Annotated in this window: 15 protein-coding genes; 6 read left to right on the forward strand and 9 right to left on the reverse strand. The window is 56.1% G+C overall.

All coding sequences use genetic code 11. The features are described 5' to 3' along the window. The first annotated feature begins 87 nt into the window (after positions 1–87). Positions 88–864 carry an NAD(P)H-dependent oxidoreductase gene (locus tag C5523_RS23880; RefSeq protein WP_079497336.1) on the forward strand — a complete coding sequence of 259 codons (777 nt, stop codon included), beginning with the start codon at positions 88–90 and terminating at the stop codon, positions 862–864. Between the two features lie 107 nt (positions 865–971). On the opposite strand, the gene C5523_RS23885 is transcribed toward C5523_RS23880, so the two are convergent. The 3 genes from C5523_RS23885 to C5523_RS23895 all read right to left on the reverse strand — a co-directional run bounded on the left by C5523_RS23885 (position 972) and on the right by C5523_RS23895 (position 3,024). Further along, positions 972–2,021 (reverse strand): DUF1176 domain-containing protein, encoded by a 1,050-nt coding sequence (locus C5523_RS23885; RefSeq protein ID WP_107223759.1) that lies wholly within the window; start codon positions 2,019–2,021, stop codon positions 972–974. A 137-nt stretch (positions 2,022–2,158) separates the two neighbouring features. Next, positions 2,159–2,764, reverse strand: coding sequence for an ATP-dependent Clp protease proteolytic subunit (locus C5523_RS23890; RefSeq protein ID WP_039076867.1), 606 nt, complete (start codon positions 2,762–2,764; stop codon positions 2,159–2,161). A gap of 92 nt (positions 2,765–2,856) precedes the next feature. Then, complete coding sequence (locus tag C5523_RS23895; protein WP_064572393.1) at positions 2,857–3,024, reverse strand: DUF1127 domain-containing protein; 168 nt, start codon at positions 3,022–3,024, stop codon at positions 2,857–2,859. 176 nt (positions 3,025–3,200) lie between these two features. On the opposite strand from C5523_RS23895, the gene C5523_RS23900 reads away from it, so the two are divergent. Then, complete coding sequence (locus C5523_RS23900) at positions 3,201–4,619, forward strand: PLP-dependent aminotransferase family protein (protein WP_039076868.1); 1,419 nt, start codon at positions 3,201–3,203, stop codon at positions 4,617–4,619. A 130-nt stretch (positions 4,620–4,749) separates the two neighbouring features. Here C5523_RS23900 and foxA read toward each other — a convergent pair whose 3' ends face one another. The 4 genes from foxA to C5523_RS27525 all read right to left on the reverse strand — a co-directional run bounded on the left by foxA (position 4,750) and on the right by C5523_RS27525 (position 9,209). Then, complete coding sequence (gene foxA, locus C5523_RS23905; protein WP_108702089.1) at positions 4,750–6,846, reverse strand: ferrioxamine B receptor FoxA; 2,097 nt, start codon at positions 6,844–6,846, stop codon at positions 4,750–4,752. A gap of 164 nt (positions 6,847–7,010) precedes the next feature. After that, entirely contained in the window at positions 7,011–7,964 is a 954-nt protein-coding gene (locus C5523_RS23910; protein WP_108702090.1) for an AraC family transcriptional regulator, read from the reverse strand. A 559-nt stretch (positions 7,965–8,523) separates the two neighbouring features. Further along, positions 8,524–8,979 (reverse strand): lysozyme inhibitor LprI family protein, encoded by a 456-nt coding sequence (locus tag C5523_RS23915; RefSeq protein ID WP_223878742.1) that lies wholly within the window; start codon positions 8,977–8,979, stop codon positions 8,524–8,526. An 80-nt stretch (positions 8,980–9,059) separates the two neighbouring features. Further along, positions 9,060–9,209, reverse strand: coding sequence for a hypothetical protein (locus tag C5523_RS27525; RefSeq protein ID WP_172600686.1), 150 nt, complete (start codon positions 9,207–9,209; stop codon positions 9,060–9,062). Positions 9,210–9,718: 509 nt separating this feature from the next. On the opposite strand from C5523_RS27525, the gene C5523_RS23920 reads away from it, so the two are divergent. The 4 genes from C5523_RS23920 (at position 9,719) to C5523_RS23935 (ending at position 16,045) form a co-directional block, all read left to right on the forward strand. Continuing rightward, positions 9,719–10,294 (forward strand): TetR/AcrR family transcriptional regulator, encoded by a 576-nt coding sequence (locus tag C5523_RS23920; RefSeq protein WP_039076871.1) that lies wholly within the window; start codon positions 9,719–9,721, stop codon positions 10,292–10,294. Between the two features lie 155 nt (positions 10,295–10,449). Further along, the gene (locus C5523_RS23925) at positions 10,450–11,571 is read left to right on the forward strand and encodes an efflux RND transporter periplasmic adaptor subunit (protein ID WP_108702091.1); all 1,122 of its coding nucleotides are present in this window, start codon (positions 10,450–10,452) and stop codon (positions 11,569–11,571) included. After that, positions 11,571–14,678, forward strand: coding sequence for an efflux RND transporter permease subunit (locus C5523_RS23930; protein ID WP_108702092.1), 3,108 nt, complete (start codon positions 11,571–11,573; stop codon positions 14,676–14,678). The genes C5523_RS23925 and C5523_RS23930 overlap by 1 nt, the downstream gene beginning before the upstream one ends. A 2-nt stretch (positions 14,679–14,680) precedes the next feature. Next, positions 14,681–16,045 carry an efflux transporter outer membrane subunit gene (locus C5523_RS23935; RefSeq protein WP_108702093.1) on the forward strand — a complete coding sequence of 455 codons (1,365 nt, stop codon included), beginning with the start codon at positions 14,681–14,683 and terminating at the stop codon, positions 16,043–16,045. A gap of 91 nt (positions 16,046–16,136) precedes the next feature. Here the strand turns inward: C5523_RS23935 and C5523_RS23940 are convergent, their stop codons facing one another. Together C5523_RS23940 and C5523_RS23945 are read right to left on the reverse strand one after the other, a co-directional pair. Continuing rightward, positions 16,137–17,030 carry a MurR/RpiR family transcriptional regulator gene (locus tag C5523_RS23940; protein ID WP_108702094.1) on the reverse strand — a complete coding sequence of 298 codons (894 nt, stop codon included), beginning with the start codon at positions 17,028–17,030 and terminating at the stop codon, positions 16,137–16,139. After that, positions 17,027–17,977 (reverse strand): ABC transporter substrate-binding protein, encoded by a 951-nt coding sequence (locus tag C5523_RS23945; RefSeq protein WP_108702095.1) that lies wholly within the window; start codon positions 17,975–17,977, stop codon positions 17,027–17,029. Before C5523_RS23945 ends, C5523_RS23940 begins: the two co-directional genes overlap by 4 nt. Positions 17,978–17,979: the final 2 nt, after the last annotated feature.

The raw sequence follows: 17,979 nt of genomic DNA on the forward strand, positions 1-17,979 counted from the left end.
GCTATACCTGCAATATCAGTAATTAATTTCTACTATACCTTCCCATTCATTACCGTGGGGTGACTTTCCCAACACCAGGTACACACAATGAATGTTTTGATTGTTTACGCCCATCCCGAAGCCCACTCTTTGAACGGTGCGCTGAATGCCTTTGCCATTTCGCATCTGGAAAATAGCGGACACCACGTGCAGGTATCCGATCTCTACGCCATGAACTGGAAATCACAACTGGATGCCAGCGACACGCTGGCCCCGCTGGCTGGTGACCATTTCCACCCGTCACTGGATTCAAAAAAGGCCTTTGAGCAGGGTTTGCAAAGTGCGGATATCGCTGGCGAACAGGCGAAATTACGCTGGGCAGACGCGGTCATTTTCCAGTTTCCGCTGTGGTGGTTTTCGATGCCTGCCATTATGAAGGGGTGGTTCGACAGGGTTTACGCCTATGGATTTGCCTATGGTGTGGGCGAACACAGCGACACTCACTGGGGCGATCGCTATGGCGAGGGGAGTCTGTCAGGCAAGCGGGCGATGTTGCTGGTGACGACAGGCGGCTGGGAATCACACTATAGCCCCCGTGGGATCAACGGCCCAATCGACGATATTCTGTTCCCCATCCAGCACGGGATGCTGTTTTATCCGGGCTTCGAAGTGTTGCCGCCGCTGGTGATTTATCGCACCAGCAAGACAGATGATGAGAAATATGCAGCGTATTGCCAGCAACTGGCACAGCGTCTGGACACGCTTTGGCAGGCAGAACCGCTGCCCTTCAGGCGGCAGAATGCCGGGGATTACACCATTCCCGCACTGACCCTGCGCCCGGATATCGCACCAGGCGAGAGCGGGTTTGGTGTGCATGTGAAGTGACATCCATTCAGGTATGAAATACGTTACCCGTATAGGAATACAATGGCACCCTGCTTACCCAAAAATACCAAAAGGGTAAACCGGGATGCCATTCAACGATAAATGCCTTATTCCGGCTCTTTGACCTGCGCAACAAATGACGGGAGATCCCAGGTGCCGCCCGCGCGAATGTAGCGGCACATACCGGTGGTGGATTCGCTGCTCTGGGTGAACGCTTTACCGTCCCACACCCACTCCGCGGATGCCCAGCAGTCGCCTATCCCGCGGCCACGCTGACCCAGCGAAATCAGGCCATCGCTGTAATCCGAAGCGGAATCGGTCACCAGCACGGGTTCGCCCGCGAGCTTGCTGTCGATAACCCAGAAGCCATAGCCTTCGTTATACGCCGCGCGCCAGCAGAGCGTGGAAATCAGCGCATGGGTATCGTCAAGCGGCGTCAGACTGATATCGTTATCGCCCTCATCCGCCTGCGGGTCCGGTGATTTCAAACGCTCGCAATTGGTGTCTTTCGGTAACGAAGCAATCAATTTAGGCTTAAGCGCGGCGACTTCCGTTTCATTGAGCACGCGCTCCTGCGCATCACTCACTTTGGCCGCCTGAATCACCGGGGGCTCTTTCGCCGCCGGTACGCTACTTTCCGGTTTATCGCCTTTCTTCACCAGCGCGCCGGGGGTGTCCAGACGCCCCTGCACATCATCCATTTTCAGCAGCACCGCTGTCGCGCCATCGCCAGACAGCTCGAACGGCTTCGCACCGCCTTTAAATTCGACTTTGCCGCTGCCTTTTACTGCCTCGATCAGCGCCTGAGTTTGCGCGGGAGACAACCGCCAGGTATCGGTGTCCTCCGGCTCAACTTCACCGATCTCTTTGTCATCAATCCACAGAACCAATTTGGGCTGCGGTGCAGTCTCATCGGATTCCATTTCCGCGAGCACAACATCAACAACAAGCGGAGCATCCGCACCGGCTTTACGCACCAGCAGTACCGACCCACTGGCTTCTTCTTCCTTGCTATAACCCGCAGCGCGACAGGTCAGCGTGTTGTCACAAACGACTTCCCAATCTTTGTGGTTAAACGTGGTGCTATTGTTTTCTGCCATTGCCGGCGCACTGAGCGTCGCTATCATCACCAGTGCGGCTTTATAACTTTTATTCATGCCGTTTCTCCGTATTCACCATCGCCGACAGTGTGAAGAATTTAGTGCATTCGGAGAAGTGAAATTTTTTCTACGGTGAAAGGAAATAACGTGGATTTGATCCCCCTCGCACAGGAAGGGGATCGGGAGAGGGGAAATTAATCCAGCTTCAGGTCCCCGTAGCTGTTTACTACGCGGGAGACAATGCCGTAATCAATCGCTTCTTGCGGGTTCATCCAGTAGTTGCGGTCAGTGTCTTGTTTCACTTTCTCAACCGGTTGCCCGGTCGCATCGGCGATAAGACGGTTAACGCGATCCAGCATGCGGATGATCTCTTTCGCTTCAATCTCAATGTCGCTGGCCTGGCCACGCACGCCGCCCAGCGGCTGATGGATCATAAAGCGAGTGTTTGGCAGCGCGTAGCGATGCTCTTTTTTCGCCGCCAGGAAAATGGTGATCCCGGCGCTCGCCACCCAGCCAGTACCAATGATATGCACTTCCGGCTTGATGAATTTAATGATGTCGTGAATGGTATCCGCAGCTTCAACATGGCCGCCCTGGCTGTTCAGGTAGATTTTGATCGGCGCATCGCTGATCCCCTGCAACAGCAGCAGTTGGGTCACCACTTTTTCGGTCAGCGTCTGGTTAATCTCACCGGAGATAATGATCGAGCGCGAATCCAGCAACTTCTGCTGCATCATCTGAGTGACGTTACCGCCTTCGTTCTCTTTTTTATCGTCGTCTTTACTGCCCATATAATGCATGGTGAATCCCCCGTAGTGATAATGGCATTAAGCATAGTCTACGCCATAAAAGGCGGAAAATAACAAGATGTTATCTCCGCACTTTTGGGGGATCAATAACCCAGATCGTCACGACGCAATCCCAGGTCTTTCAGTTGCTCATCGCTAAGATTGCTCAAAATTATCCGCGTCTTGCGCCGTTCCCATTTTCTTTTCACCCAATGCCACAGTTGTACTAACCCGAAAAATGGTCGTTGCGGTCTATTTTCAAAGAATTCCATCGCGTCTCTCCTCACCTGAACAGAGCTCTATTTTCTCTGGAATCCCTGTATGCAATACAGACGCAGAAATTACTTTTCTTTAACATACAGATCGCCTACAACTGTATCTGAACGGCATTTTTCTCCGCCATCTGTACTGGTTTTACAATCTGTATGGTGACAACAAAGGATACAGCATGACACGTTATGAAAACCTGGCCACCTTACTGGCGGAGCGCATTGAACAAGGGCTCTACCGCCATGGCGAGAAACTGCCATCCGTCAGGAATCTGAGCCAGGAGCACGGCGTGAGCATCAGCACCGTACAGCAGGCGTATCAGGTGCTGGAAAACCTACAGTTGATCACCCCGCAGCCGCGCTCGGGCTATTTTGTCGCCCCGCGCAAAGCTAAACCGCCGGTGCCTGCCATATCGCGCCCGGTTCAGCGCCCGGTAGAAGTGACGCAGTGGGATGAAGTGCTCACACTGCTCGATGCCCGTTCGGACAAAGAGATGCTCAATTTTGGCGGCGGGGCGCCGGACATTTCGCAACCGACGCTCAAACCGCTGTGGCGCGAAATGGCGCGTCTGGTGCAGCACAATCAGTGCGACATTCTGAGCTACGACGCCCTGCAAGGACGCCGCGAACTGCGCGAGCAGATCTCCCGCCTGATGGTTGATGGCGGCACGGTGGTGGACCCGGAAGATATCGTGATCACCAACGGCTGCCACGGCGCGCTGAGCATCGCCCTGCTTTCGGTGTGTAAACCGGGTGATATCGTGGCCGTGGAGTCCCCTTCCTACTATGGCACCATGCAGTTACTGCGCGGTTTTGGCATTAAAGCGATGGAGATCCCAACCGATCCGGAAACCGGGATCAGCATTGAGGCACTGGAACTTGCGCTGGAACAGTGGCCGATCAAAGGGGTGATCCTCGTACCAAGTTGCAGCAACCCGCAGGGCTCGATCATGCCGGATGCGCGCAAAAAAGCGATACTGGCGCTGGCGCAGCGCCATGACATTGTCATTTTCGAAGACGATATCTATGGCGAACTCGTCACCGATTATCCCCGCCCGCGCACCATTAAATCTTTTGATATCGATGGCCGCGTGTTGCTGTGCAGCTCGTTTACCAAATCGGTCGCGCCGGGGCTGCGTGTGGGCTGGATTGTACCGGGGCGCTATCGCGATCGGGTGCTGCATATGAAATATGCCGCTATCGGCAGCACAGTGCCCACTAATCAGTTGGCGATGGCGGCGTTTATTCGCGACGGCCACTACCATCGCCATATTCGCCGGATGCGCCAGTTTTATCAGCAGCATCTGGAAACCTATACCTGTTGGATCCGCCAGTATTTCCCTTGCGGAATCTGCGTTACGCGGCCAAAAGGTGGCTATATGCTGTGGGTGGAGCTACCGGAAGGGGTGGATATGCTCTGTGTCTCGCGCCAGCTTTGTCGGCTGAAAATCCAGATTGCGCCAGGCTCGCTTTTTTCCGCCTCGGGGAAATACCGCAACTGCCTGCGCATTAACTGCGCCCTGCCGCTGACTGAACGGTATCGCGAGGCCATTTCGAAGCTGGGCGAAGCTATTCATTTCGCGATGGAAGAGAGTTAATCTCCCCTTCGTTTTCCTTCCCCGGTGGCGCTTCGCTTACCGGGGCTACCAAACCACCGCACCGCGGCCCCGGTAAAATCGTATCCCGGGTAAGGCGCGTGCGCGCCGCCCCCGGGAGTTCTCAAGACATTCAGAACTTATACGACAGGCTGCCCACAATGCTGCGCTCGGCACCAAAGTAGCAGTAAGAGAGCGAGTTACAGGAGGCAATATAGCTCTTGTCCGTCAGGTTATTGACGTTAACCTGCGCGCTCAGCCCTTTCAAACCCACCTTCGACAGGTCATAGCCGACCGCCAGATCCACCAGTGTATAGGACGGTAGCGTATGCGTGTTCTGGCGATCCGAGGTAATGCCATTCACATAGCGCACGCCGGAACCGACGGTCAGCCCGTCCAGCGGCCCGCTCTTCACATCGTAGCTCAGCCAGGTGCTGGCCTGATTACGCGGTGCGTAGACGGCGCGCTTGCCCTGCTCTTCCGGGCTGCTCTTCTTGTAGCGAATATCGGTGTAGGTATAGGCCGCCTGTAGACGCAGGCTATCCGTTAACTGCCCCACCGCTTCCAGTTCCACCCCTTCGGATTCGATCTCGCCGATAGAGCGGTACGGATCGGTCGGCTCTTCTTTGGTGGCGATATTCTTCTGGTTAATGCGGAACACCGAGGCGCTGTACATCGTCTGCGTCCCTTCCGGCTCGAATTTCAACCCGGCTTCCCACTGTTTCCCCTTCATCGGCTCCAGGATCTTGCCGTTTTCATCGGTAAAGCTGGTCGGCGTGAACGCGGTTGAGTAGCTAACGTAAGGCGCAATCCCGTTATCGAACAGATACAGCAATGCCGCACGGCTGCTGTAATGGCCTTGATCCAGGGTATCGCTGGTGTCATTGAGCTTATTAACGTTTGTGACTTTCACCTGATCGTGGCGACCGCCCAGCGTCAGTCGCCACTTATTGAGTGACATCTGATCCTGGACGTAGATCCCGGTCTGCTCCAGCTTATGCTTCTCGCTGCTGTACTGCGTGATGTAATCCGGATCTGCGCCATATACCGGGTTAAACGCGTCGATCGCCGGGAAAGCACCGTAGTAACCGGCCACATTATTGCTGCGGCGCTGGTAATCCACCCCCATCAACAGGCGATGGTTAACCGGGCCGGTCTCCACGCTGCCATCCAGTTGGTTGTCCAGCGTGATGGCATTCATCTTTTCATCAGAACCAGAATAGCCACGGTTCAGTTCGGTATCGTTGAGCCAGCCTGCCGCATACACCTGATTCAGGTTCACTTTAGTGTGCAGATAGCGCAATTTCTGGCGTACTGACCAGCCGCTATCAAAGGCGTGTTCGAAGTTGTAGCCGACCATATTTTCGCGGCGGTCGTATTTGTCGTAATCGTCTTCCCCTTCATAAAAGGTATTAGAAATTTTCTGCCCGGCGTGAGGGACAACGGTGCCTTCATACGGTAAGCCCGAGTGACTACCCCCTTCCGGATCGCGATGCAGATAGGCCATCAGATCCAGGCGTGTGCTATCGGTGATGCGCCAGGTGAGGCTCGGCATCAGGGCGTAGCGCTCTTCTTTTAAGGGATCGAACTGGGAATCCGCATAGCGGGTCATGCCGGTTAAACGTACGGCAACGCGGTCGTTATCATCCACCGGGCCGGTCACATCAAAGGCCGCACCGCGCTGGTTGTTATTCCCGGCAAACACTTTGATTTCGCCCCCCGGATCAAACGACGGTTTACGGGAATTCAGCGCCACAATCCCGCCAGGCGAAGAGCGACCATACAGTACGGAGGCCGGGCCGCGCACCACTTCGATACTGTCGAGGAACCACGGGTCCACCACCAACGAACTGTGCGAGTTGGTGTCACCCATCATTTTCAGGCCGTCGAGATAGATATTATCCAGACTCCCATCGGAAAAGCCGCGCAAGACGATGTAATCAAAGCGGTTGGAGGCACCAATCTGGTTGGCATAGACACCCGGCGTGTAGCCCACCGCCTGGCGCACGCTGGTGGCCCCCTGCTCTTCATACTGCTGGCGCGTCACAATAGAGACCGACTGCGGGGTTTCGATATCCGGCGTTTCCAGCTTGGTTGCGCCACTTTGCATTTGTGAGGTCACCACCACCGTCTCTTCTTTTGTCGACGAGGTGTCCTGTGCCAGGGCCGTCGCGCTCAATCCACCCGTCATGCAGCCAATCATCAGCGCCAGTCGCGTTTTTGCGAACATGAAAATCTCCAGAAGCCGTTTTTATTGTAAATAAGAATTATTACCTTTTTGCCGACGGCGGCAGCTATGCGCAATGACAAGAGACGTATGCGCGGTGACAAAACGCATCACCACTGTGGAACTTTGGTCTACAGGCCCGTGGATGACCGGATGAATAACGGGGATTAACAGGCGTGGCGCGCCTCTCCGGGGGTAATGCCATAGCGACGGCGAAAGGCGGTAGAAAAATTGGTGGCATGCTGATAGCCCGACATCCATGCAGCCTGCTGCACGCTGTACCCCTGTGCCAGGTAGCGGCGGGCCAGGTCCAGACGGCAATCGCGAAGATAATCAAACACCGAGTGACCATAGGCCTGGCGAAACTTGGTCCGCAGGCTGCTGCTGCTCATGGCGGCCAGTTGGGCCAGTTCCGTGAGGGTGTACTCTTTCTCCGGCTGTTGCTCCAGCAAGCGACGCACGGTTTCGAGCCGATGTTGTTCGCCGCTGGGGGCATGGCGGGATGTGTGATTTTGCAGGCGCTGTGACAGGCCGTGACCTAGCAGTTGTAGCATGACGCCTTCGAGCATTAACTGGCGCGACAGCCCCGGTTGGCTGGACTGCTGGATGTATTGCAGGCCAGAGAGCAAAAAGCCCGGCACCTGCCATAAAAAGGTTGGCGCACCGCCGTTTTCCCACTGCTGAAGCAACGCAGAGAGCAGCGGCGATTGCCAGCAGCGCGCCGGGTCTACGCCCAGCGAAAGCGTGCGTAAGTGGTAGTCGGCAAGGTGTACGGCGTTCATCACCTGCTGCTCGCCAAGGCGCGAGGTAAAGGCCATACCGGAGCGCACCACAAATTCCTGACCGTTGACGCGCAGCATCACGCTACCTTCCAGCACCACCAGCATATAGAGCGGGCAGCTATGCAAGGAGGTGGTTTCATAGGGTTGCAGGACGCGGATATCTGAGCTGGTGAGGTTGAGACCAGATGAGAACGTCATCTCTTCGACATCGCCCTGAATCACAATGTGTTTTTCTTTACTGACGTCGCGGCAGGCAGAGAGTGACGGGAAGCGATAATCAATGCCGTAGCGTTCGCCAAACCCGATAAAATCTTCAACGGAAAAGTGTCTTTTTTGCATAGCGGGCAGCCATTGTGATCCTGTCCAATGTTCAACATTCCACCGGGGATGCGCGAAAATTTCCGGGTCGACGCCCTGAAAAACGCCTACAGATTACCATTGCCCCCGCCAGGCGGCAATAATATTGAGAATTGTTCTCACCTTTAGGTCAACCCTGGATGCGGCGTAAACGCCTTATTCGGACCGTACAGGGGCAGAGGATTCCCCACAAAAATGCGAGCACGAACGGTCCCCTCTCCTCTTTGGGGAGAGGGTCAGGGTGAGGGGGATATGCGGCTCAGGTGGAGGGTTCCGTTCCCCTTATGTTCCTTGCTTTTCTGTCGCGACAGAACCCGTGAACGTGCCAGGGGGACACAAAGATGTCGCTGTGGTTGTCATGCTGGGAAACGGGTCAGCCTGGCTAAAAAGGTTGCAGACATTCACAGTATCTACCACGTAGCCCCGGCAAGTGCAGCGCCGCCGGGGGATCTCTCAATCACCACGCCTCATGTTAAGAATTCAGGAGCCGTTTATCCCAAAATAACAACAGACCTTACCGTAACTTTTCAGCCCAGCCATTTCAGTTATGCCCAGATTTAATATCCATCATCTTTATTTCTTCAACATGCCGCTTATTCAAATTAATCACACATTGATCAATATATGACTGGTAGTCATTTGCATCCTCACCTATTTGTGACGCGACAGCCAGGCATAAATTTTCTCTATATGCTTTCCAGTCCACTTGTGCAGCCAGAAATGATTTACTGTAGATATCCCCTATCGTCAATTTCGGATCTTCGCTGCGGAAGACCGGACCTGGATTGTTAATTTTTATTTGCTTATTCGTCTCAGCAATAATATTATCCAGAGCATGCGAAGATTCCGCCGTTTTTTTTGACAGACAATCATAAGCAATATGTATATTGCTCTGATTTTTAAAGCAAACATCTCTCTCCATCCCTTCATAAAGAGCCGCATATGAAACTGCAGGCATCAGAAACAGGAGCGCCAGCGTTGCACGTAAATATTTCATTGCAAATACCTTATTCTTTGGCAAGTTAACTCATTGCTCATATATTCAATCAGCTTTACGGTAATTAATGAGATTATTTTTCATCTTAAGCAGATATTATTTCCACGGATGTGATTATATCCGGCATCAATAATCATCTTTTGCAACGCTTTCACGTCATTCGGATTGTTCATTCCGGACGTCCCCACGGAACCTGATACGCCAGAAAACTGTGAGGTATTGTCAGCCATAATGATATTCCCTTTAAGATTGCTACCAACCAGTGGGCTTCGGCACCATTACCCCCACTGATCACCTGGTCTCGGTATAGATGACCTATCCAGGACGCGTGAAAAGCATAACGCATGGATGCCACTTATCCACTCTCATCTTCATGCTTACAAAAAAACCTCCAGGTCAAACAGACATACTGCGTTTCCCTTCGATATCTGAGAACGTAAGCCGTGTCCTGGTCTGCTCTCAAAGGTGAAAGTTGAACCATATTCTTACTTCATTAGCGCAACGCTAATTAATGATACACACAAATATTATGGATATTACCCCCCATTAATATTCCCAATGGCTTATCGACACCTTTCTCCTTAATTCCCCCATTATCTTCTTCATTATTTCTCCACAATATGGACTTTTGTAAATCCATATTATCTCCCCAGAAAATGCTTAACGCCTGGCGCAAAATTCATATATTCTTACGACAAATGAGAACGATCATTCTCAAAACTACTACCCGGAGCCCGGCATGACACAAAAAGTCTCGCAGCAAGAACGCCATCAGATGCGCCAGGACGAAATCATTGTCGCGGCGCGGCGCTGCTTTCGTGCCAGCGGTTTTCACGCGGCCAGCATGTCGCAAATCGCGCTGGAGGCTCAGTTGAGCGTCGGGCAGATTTATCGCTATTTCGCCAGTAAAGACGCCATTATCGAAGAGATGATCCGCCGCATCATCGATTACCGTATCGCGGAAATGGAAAGCAACGCCCAGACTCAGCATATCCCGCAGGTGCTGGCCTGGCGGCAAACGCTCAGCCACGACGATGATGCGCTGATGCTGGAAGTGGCGGCCGAGGCAACCCGCAATCCACGCGTTGCAGCAATGATGGCGCAGGCCGATGCGCGCATGTATGAAACCGCCTGCGCCCACCTGAAAAAGGCGCACCCGCATCTTGAAGATAGCCGTGTCCGCTGCTGCGTGGAGATTATGGCGTCGCTGATAGAAGGCACCATTTTTAGAAACCTGACGCCACAAAAATGCGACCCGGCGCAATTACAGAAAATATATCAGGACATAATACATATGTTATTTACTGAAAAATAATCCGGGATTAAACGAATTTCAGGCGATGTATAACGACATCGCCCGTCATCATTTCCGCTAATAGCGGAAGTGGCGTATTGCCATCGCCAAAATATGGTCAACCAGCCGCCCTTTGATTATCAATGGGCAGGCCTTTTACACGCCGGGAAAATATAATGAAGTTAATAAAAACCACCGTCGTGGCATTATTCGCATTAACTGGCTGCGACAATGCCACACCACCTGCACAACACAACGCGGTCCAGGAAGTCGGGGTCGTCACGCTCCAGAGCCAACCGCTTGCCGTATTCAGCACCCTGACCGGGCGCACCTCGGCCTCGCTAAGCGCGGAAGTCCGCCCGCAAGTTGGCGGCATCATTCAGAAGCGCCTCTTCACCGAAGGTGACACCGTGAAAGCCGGCCAGCCGCTGTATCAGATTGACCCGTCCAGCTATCGTGCCACCTTCAATGAAGCCGATGCCTCACTCAAACAGGCGCAATCGCTGGTGGAATCCGACTGTCAGAAAGCGCGCCGCTATGCGCTGCTGGTAAAAGACAACGGCGTATCACAGCAGGATGCCGACGACGCGAAATCTACCTGTGCGCAGGATCGCGCCAGCGTCAGCGCCAAACAGGCGGCGCTGGAAAGCGCGCGTATCAACCTGAACTGGACCACCATCACGTCGCCGATTAGCGGGCGGATTGGCATCTCGTCTGTTACTCCCGGTGCGCTGGTCACTGCCGAACAAACCACGGCACTGGCCACCGTGCGCGGGCTGGACACCATGTATGTCGATCTCACCCGCTCCAGTGCCGACCTGCTGCGTTTACGTAAGCAGGCGCTCGCCAGTAACGACAGCACGCTGAATGTATCGCTGATTCTGGAAGATGGCAGCACCTACAGCGAAACCGGCAAACTGGCGCTGACCGAAGTGGCGGTGGATGAAGCCACCGGTTCTGTCACCCTGCGCGCTATCTTCCCTAACCCGCATCAGCAACTGCTGCCCGGCATGTTTGTCCGCGCCAGAGTCAATGAAGGCGTGATGGAAAACGCCATTCTCGCCCCACAACAGGGCATCACCCGCGACAGCAAAGGCAATGCCACGGCGCTGGTAGTCAACGCTCAAAACAAGGTCGAGCAGCGCAGCGTCGAAACGGGTGACACCTACGGCGATAAATGGCTGGTCCTGAAAGGGCTGCAAAGCGGCGACAAGCTGATTGTTGAAGGTACCGATAAAGTCACCGCCGGTTCAGAGGCGAAAGCCGTTGAAGTGCAAAACAACGGAGGCAAAGCCTGATGTTCTCCAGCTTCTTCGTGCGTCGCCCGGTCTTTGCCTGGGTGATCGCCATACTGATCATGATGGCCGGGGTGCTGGCTATCCGCACGCTGCCCATCGCGCAATACCCGGACGTGGCGCCCCCCTCGATAAAAATCACCGCCACCTACACCGGCGCATCGGCGCAAACCCTGGAAAACAGCGTGACTCAGGTTATCGAACAACAGCTTACCGGGCTCGATAACCTGCTCTATTTCACCTCCACCAGCAGTTCCGATGGCCAGGTGACCATCACCGTGACGTTCGAACAGGGTACCGACCCGGACACCGCTCAGGTGCAGGTACAGAACAAGGTGCAACAGGCCGAATCCCGCCTGCCAACCGAAGTCACCCAATCTGGCGTGACGGTGGTGAAATCCCAGAGCAGCTTCCTGCTCATCATGGCGATGTATGACAAAACCGACCGTGCTTCCAGCTCCGATATCGCCGACTGGCTGGTGAGTAATGTGCAGGACCCGCTCGCGCGCGTTAACGGCGTGGGGAGCCTGCAGGTGTTCGGTGCGGAATATGCCATGCGTATCTGGATGGACCCGGACAAACTGGCCTCTTATGCGCTGATGCCGTCTGATGTGCAGACCGCCATTGAAGCGCAAAACGTGCAGGTTTCCGCCGGGAAGATCGGTGCGCTGCCGGCCTCAAACAGTCAGCAACTGACGGCCACCGTGCGTGCGCAGTCTCGCCTGCAAACCGTGGAGCAGTTCCGCAATATCATCATCAAAAGTGAAACCAACGGTGCGGTGGTCCGCGTCGGCGACGTTGCCCGCGTAGAGATGGGCAGCGAAGACTATTCGGCGACAGCGAAACTAAACGGCCACCCGGCGGCGGGCCTGGCGGTGATGCTGGCCCCTGGCGCGAACGCCCTGGATACCGCCACCCTGGTGAAAGATAAAATTGCCGAGTTCCGTCATAGCATGCCGCAGGGTTATGACGTCGCCTACCCGAAAGACAGCACCGACTTTATCAAAATCTCCATTGAAGATGTGGTGCAGACGCTGATCGAAGCCATCGTACTGGTGGTCTGCGTGATGTATCTGTTCCTGCAAAACGTCCGCGCCACCCTGATTCCGGCAATGGCGGTGCCCGTCGTGCTATTGGGGACCTTTGGGGTACTGGCGCTCTTTGGCTACTCGATTAACACCCTGACGCTGTTTGCGATGGTGCTGGCGATTGGCTTGCTGGTGGATGACGCCATCGTGGTGGTGGAAAACGTCGAGCGTATTATGCGCGACGAAGGGCTGCCCGCCCGCAAAGCCACTGAAAAATCGATGGGCGAAATCTCCGGTGCACTGGTGGCGATTGCGCTGGTACTCTCCGCCGTATTCCTGCCAATGGCCTTCTTTGGTGGCTCTACCGGGGTGATTTACCGTCAGTTCTCGGTCACCATCATCTCGGCTATGACCCTGTCGGTGATTGTTGCGCTCACCCTGACCCCGGCGTTGTGCGGCACGGTGATGCAGCACAGTAAGCCCCATAAGAAAGGCTTCTTCGGCGCGTTCAATCGCTTCTATGCCCGCACCGAAAATAAATACGAGCACCGTGTCCTGCGCGTCTTGCGCCGCTCCGTGACCGTGATCGCCACCTATGGCGTGCTCTGTGCGGCGATGGCGTTTGTCATGTGGCGTCTGCCCGGCAGCTTCCTGCCGACCGAAGACCAGGGCTCTGTCATGGTGCAGTTCACCCTGCCCGCCGGGGCCACCGCCCCGCGCACCAATGCGGTCGCCAGCAAAGTGACCGACTGGTTCCTCACCAAAGAGAAAGCCAATACCAACGCCATCTTCACGGTCACTGGCTTTAGCTTTAGCGGTAACGGCCAGAACGCCGGGATGGCCTTCGTCTCGCTGAAAAACTGGTCAGAGCGTAAGGGGGCGGAAAATACCGCCCAGGCAATCGCCCTGCGGGCCACCCAGCAGTTAAGCACTCTCCGCGATGCCAGCATTTTCGCCATGATCCCACCGTCAGTGGACGGTCTGGGGCAGAGTAACGGCTTTACCTTTGAGCTGCTGGCCAGTGGCAGTACCGATCGCGACGAACTGCTGAAAATGCGTAACCAGTTGATTGGCGAGGCCAGCAAAAGCCAGGAGCTGCAAGCCGTTCGCGCCAACGATCTGCCACAAATGCCGCAGTTGCAGGTGGATATCGACAGCAACAAAGCCGTCGCGCTGGGTCTGTCGCTCAGCGATGTCAGCAATACGCTCTCCAGCGCCTGGGGCGGGACCTATGTGAATGACTTTATCGATCGCGGACGCGTGAAGAAGGTCTATATCCAGGGGGATAGCGCGTTTCGCGCCGCGCCGTCTGACCTGAAAAAATGGTACGTACGCGGCAGCGATGACAGCATGACGCCGTTCTCCGCCTTTGCCACCACCCACTGGGAATATGGCCCGGAAAGTCTGGTGCGCTACAACGGCTCGGCGGCCTATGAAATTCAGGGGGAGAATGCCAGCGGGTTCAGTTCCGGCGTCGCGATGACCAAAATGGAGACCCTCGCTAATAATCTGCCCGCCGGTTCTACCTGGGCCTGGAGCGGCCTGTCATTGCAGGAGAAACTCGCCAGCGGCCAGGCCATGAGCCTTTATGCCATCTCGATCATGGTGGTGTTCCTCTGTCTGGCAGCGCTCTACGAGAGTTGGTCCGTGCCGATTTCGGTCATCCTGGTTATCCCGCTCGGCCTGCTTGGGGCGGCGCTGGCGGCCTGGATGCGTGGTCTGAACAATGACGTCTACTTCCAGGTCGCGCTACTGACCACCATCGGTCTGTCGTCGAAAAACGCCATTTTGATTGTCGAGTTTGCCGAAGCGGCGGTGCAGGAAGGCTATTCCCTGAGCCGGGCAGCGCTGCGTGCGGCACGAACCCGCTTGCGCCCGATTATGATGACTTCGCTGGCGTTTATCGCCGGGGTGCTGCCGCTGGCAGTGGCGACCGGGGCCGGAGCCAACAGCCGTGTCGCCATCGGGACCGGCATCATCGGCGGTACGCTGGCCGCCACGCTGCTCGCCATCTTCTTTGTTCCGCTGTTCTTTGTGCTGGTGAAACGTCTGTTCGCCGGTAAACGTCAACGCCAGGAGTAATTATGTTTCGAATTAGTGTGCTTGTTTTGGCTCTCCTGAGCGCGGGCTGTGTGTCGCTCGACCCGACCTATCAACGCCCGGCAGCCCCGGTTCCTGCCACTTTGCCGGGTAGCAGCGGCGAGGCGAAGGCGGTCGCCACCGACTGGAAGCAGGTGGTCAATGACAGCCGCCTGCAGCAGGTGGTGAGCCTGTCGCTCACCCAAAACCGCGATGTGCAAAAAGCGATTGCCGATATCGATGCGGCACGCGCGCTCTATGCCGAAGACCGGGCCGCGCTCTTCCCCACCGTCAATGCGGAGTTGAGCAACACCCGCAGCCGTACTGCGGCCACCGGCGTGACGTCCAGTGCAGAGGCCAATGGCGCGGTGTCGAGCTTTGAACTGGATCTGTTTGGCCGTAACCAGAGCCTCGCGCGGGCCCAGCGGGAGACCTGGCTTGCCAGCGAATATACCGCGCAAAACGCCCGCCTGACGCTGGTGGGAGAAATCACCACCGCGTGGATTACGCTTGCGGCGGATAACAGCAACCTGGCGCTGGCGCAGCAGACAATGGCGAGTGCGCAAAATTCGCTCACGATTGTGAAGCGTCAACAGCAGGTGGGGACGGCGGCGGCGACGGATGTAAGCGAAGCCATGGCGGTCTATCAGCAGGCACGAGCGAGCGTCGCCAGTTACAAAACCCAGGTGGCGCAGGATATCAATGCGCTCAATCTGCTGGCGGGAACGAGCGTGGCGCAAAGTCTGCTGCCCGGTACGCTCGAAAGCCTGGCGCAGGACAGCATCAAGCTGACGCCTGCGGGGGTATCGTCTTCGGTATTGTTGCGCCGTCCGGATATTCAGGAAGCGGAGCACAACCTGAAAAGCGCCAATGCCAACATTGGTGCGGCACGGGCGAATTTCTTCCCGTCGATTTCGTTAACCGCCAGCGCAGGGGTGGGCAGTTCAGCCCTGTCGTCGTTGTTTAATAACGGTATGAAGGTCTGGTCGTTTGCCCCGTCGATTTCGCTGCCGCTGTTTACCGGGGGCAGCAACCTGGCGCAGTTGCGCTACGCGGAAGCAGAGAAGAAAGGGTTGATCGCCACCTATGAGAAAACGATTCAGAGCGCGTTTAAAGATGTTGCCGATGCCCTCGCCCGCCGCCAGACGCTGGATGAACAGCTCGACGCCCAGCGTGAATATGTGGCTGCCGAACAAAAAACGCTGGATATCGCTCAGCGTCAATATCAGGCCGGGACCGGGGATTATTTATCGGTGCTGACCGCACAGCGTTCGCTGTGGTCGGCGCAGGAGGGGTTGATTTCGCTGCAGCAGACAGATCTTGAGAACCGGGTAACGTTGTGGCAATCCCTGGGGGGTGGCGTGGGGTGATTTTCCTCGCACCCTAACCGTCTGCCCAAAGGGGCGAGGGGACCGTTCGACTGCCGCCATCCGGGAATGCCCCCCTTGCCCACCGGCGGAATTACACCTTTTTGCCGCCGGGCTTCAGGCCACGGTGAAACTCATTGATGCGCTTCACCGTTTTGATGGCACGCTGAGAGGTAGCCGACGCCACGGACAACACAATCATCTCCAGACACAGCAACACCGTGCCATGCAGCGGGATTTTGCCCTTCTCACCGCCGCGCGGCACATGGATCACCACGTCCGCCTCTTTGCTAAAACGCGAATCCAGCGCATTGGTCAGCAAAATCGTCGGAATACCCAGCCGTTTGGTCTCTTTCAGGGTCGTCAGCCCCTCCCGATGGGCCGATTTCTGCGCCATCATCACCAGCACATCGCCGCGTTGCAGGCTAATCAACTGCTCTGCCAGCCCGATACCGGTACGGTTGAGCGCCACCGCGGGCAGCCCGACACGGCTGAACAGGCGGGCGGTGTAATCGGCCAGAATCCCCGAAGCGCCAATCCCAAAAATGGCCGCCTGACGCGCCTCCACCAGCAGGGCGACGGCCTGCGCGATGGCATAACGGTTATCCGGCGCAGACAACACCTCGCAGGTGTACTGGTGCCCTTCGAGCACAAAATCGATGCCGGAATTGACATCGCACGACAGCGCCCCGACCGTGGTACTCATCTTTTCCGCCGAGGTCACCGTCGGCCCAAACCAGTGCTCCATCGTCTGTTTCAGGTCGCGTAATCCGGCAAAGCCGAGCGCCTGAATCGCGCGCACCACCGTGGCGTCCGAGGTTTGCGTGGCCGCCGCAATTTCAATGGCCGTATGCTCCAGCACCACGTCCCGGTTTTCGTGGATGTAGCGCGCCACCGACAATAAGCGCGGCGACAGCGTATGCGCCCGCGCCCGGTAGCGCTCGCCATAGACATCCACCCGCCCTTTGCTTTTCGTTGCGCGCATCATGGCGTTGCACCCGGCAACGGACGCCCGGCAATCTGCGATTGCACCTGCGCAGCCATCAGCCCCAGCGCCGCATAGGAGTTGGAAATGGCCTCTTCCCGTGAAATCAACACATAATGCCCGGTACGGCAGGCCGACAGAAAATTACACCAGCCCGGCATTACCGCATCCATCGCCGCCATCTCATCCTGCGGCTTACCGCCGGTATCCCCACGCCAGGTAGCGAAGACAAAATCGGCATCCAGCTCCGGCAACCGCTCCGCGCTGACATCAATACGTCCGCCCTCCGGGATGCGCTCAATCAACGGCGGGAAGGTGAACCCGGCATCACGCAGCACACGTCCCAGCGAATGATAGGTATGCAGGGCGTTGATTTTCCCCTGGTTGGCCTGAATCACCGACACGCGGATTTTGCGGGTATCCACCGTCGCTTTTAGCGCCGCGATTTGCGCCTGATAGCGACGATCAAGAATGGTAAGTCGCGCCTGGCTGCCGGTCAACTCCGCCAGTTTGCTGTAGATACGCGGCGCGCCACCGTCAAGGTGATCGATACTGACGGTCGGGGCGATTTTTTCCAGTTGCTCCACCGGCGTATTGCGACTTGGCTCGGTAATGATCAGATCCGGTTTTGCCGCCGCCACGGCTTCAATATCAATGGTTGCGGTGCCGATAAACGCGATCTGGCTGTTATCAAAATCCACCCCGGTCAACATCGCACTGGAGCGCAGCGTATGGCTGCCGTCGGGCCGGGTGCGGCCATGGCTGGCGACCGGCGGCACGCCCAGCTCAATCAGCGGAATGGTGATATCGAGATCGTGCAACGAGACAATACGCTGCGGATGCAGCGGCACGGTCACCGTCCGCCCCAGATCATCGGTAAAGGTGCGGGTCGCGGGTTCGGCATGCACCGCCGTCACCGCCAGTAATAAGAAAGCGAAAAGTAAACGCATAC

It is taken from the genome of Phytobacter sp. SCO41, assembly GCF_003073275.1.
GTDB classification, from domain to species: domain Bacteria; phylum Pseudomonadota; class Gammaproteobacteria; order Enterobacterales; family Enterobacteriaceae; genus Phytobacter; species Phytobacter diazotrophicus.

What these genes read in the sequence shown, in the direction of transcription:
- foxA (WP_108702089.1), bottom strand. Translation starts at nt 6,846, where the DNA reads ATGTTCGCAAAAACGCGACTGGCGCTGATGATTGGCTGCATGACGGGT.
- C5523_RS23935 (WP_108702093.1), top strand. Translation starts at nt 14,681, where the DNA reads ATGTTTCGAATTAGTGTGCTTGTTTTGGCTCTCCTGAGCGCGGGCTGT.
- C5523_RS23885 (WP_107223759.1), bottom strand. Translation starts at nt 2,021, where the DNA reads ATGAATAAAAGTTATAAAGCCGCACTGGTGATGATAGCGACGCTCAGT.
- C5523_RS23920 (WP_039076871.1), top strand. Translation starts at nt 9,719, where the DNA reads ATGACACAAAAAGTCTCGCAGCAAGAACGCCATCAGATGCGCCAGGAC.
- C5523_RS23925 (WP_108702091.1), top strand. Translation starts at nt 10,450, where the DNA reads ATGAAGTTAATAAAAACCACCGTCGTGGCATTATTCGCATTAACTGGC.
- C5523_RS23910 (WP_108702090.1), bottom strand. Translation starts at nt 7,964, where the DNA reads ATGCAAAAAAGACACTTTTCCGTTGAAGATTTTATCGGGTTTGGCGAA.
- C5523_RS23915 (WP_223878742.1), bottom strand. Translation starts at nt 8,979, where the DNA reads ATGAAATATTTACGTGCAACGCTGGCGCTCCTGTTTCTGATGCCTGCA.
- C5523_RS23945 (WP_108702095.1), bottom strand. Translation starts at nt 17,977, where the DNA reads ATGCGTTTACTTTTCGCTTTCTTATTACTGGCGGTGACGGCGGTGCAT.
- C5523_RS23930 (WP_108702092.1), top strand. Translation starts at nt 11,571, where the DNA reads ATGTTCTCCAGCTTCTTCGTGCGTCGCCCGGTCTTTGCCTGGGTGATC.
- C5523_RS23880 (WP_079497336.1), top strand. Translation starts at nt 88, where the DNA reads ATGAATGTTTTGATTGTTTACGCCCATCCCGAAGCCCACTCTTTGAAC.
- C5523_RS27525 (WP_172600686.1), bottom strand. Translation starts at nt 9,209, where the DNA reads ATGGCTGACAATACCTCACAGTTTTCTGGCGTATCAGGTTCCGTGGGG.
- C5523_RS23890 (WP_039076867.1), bottom strand. Translation starts at nt 2,764, where the DNA reads ATGCATTATATGGGCAGTAAAGACGACGATAAAAAAGAGAACGAAGGC.
- C5523_RS23895 (WP_064572393.1), bottom strand. Translation starts at nt 3,024, where the DNA reads ATGGAATTCTTTGAAAATAGACCGCAACGACCATTTTTCGGGTTAGTA.
- C5523_RS23900 (WP_039076868.1), top strand. Translation starts at nt 3,201, where the DNA reads ATGACACGTTATGAAAACCTGGCCACCTTACTGGCGGAGCGCATTGAA.
- C5523_RS23940 (WP_108702094.1), bottom strand. Translation starts at nt 17,030, where the DNA reads ATGATGCGCGCAACGAAAAGCAAAGGGCGGGTGGATGTCTATGGCGAG.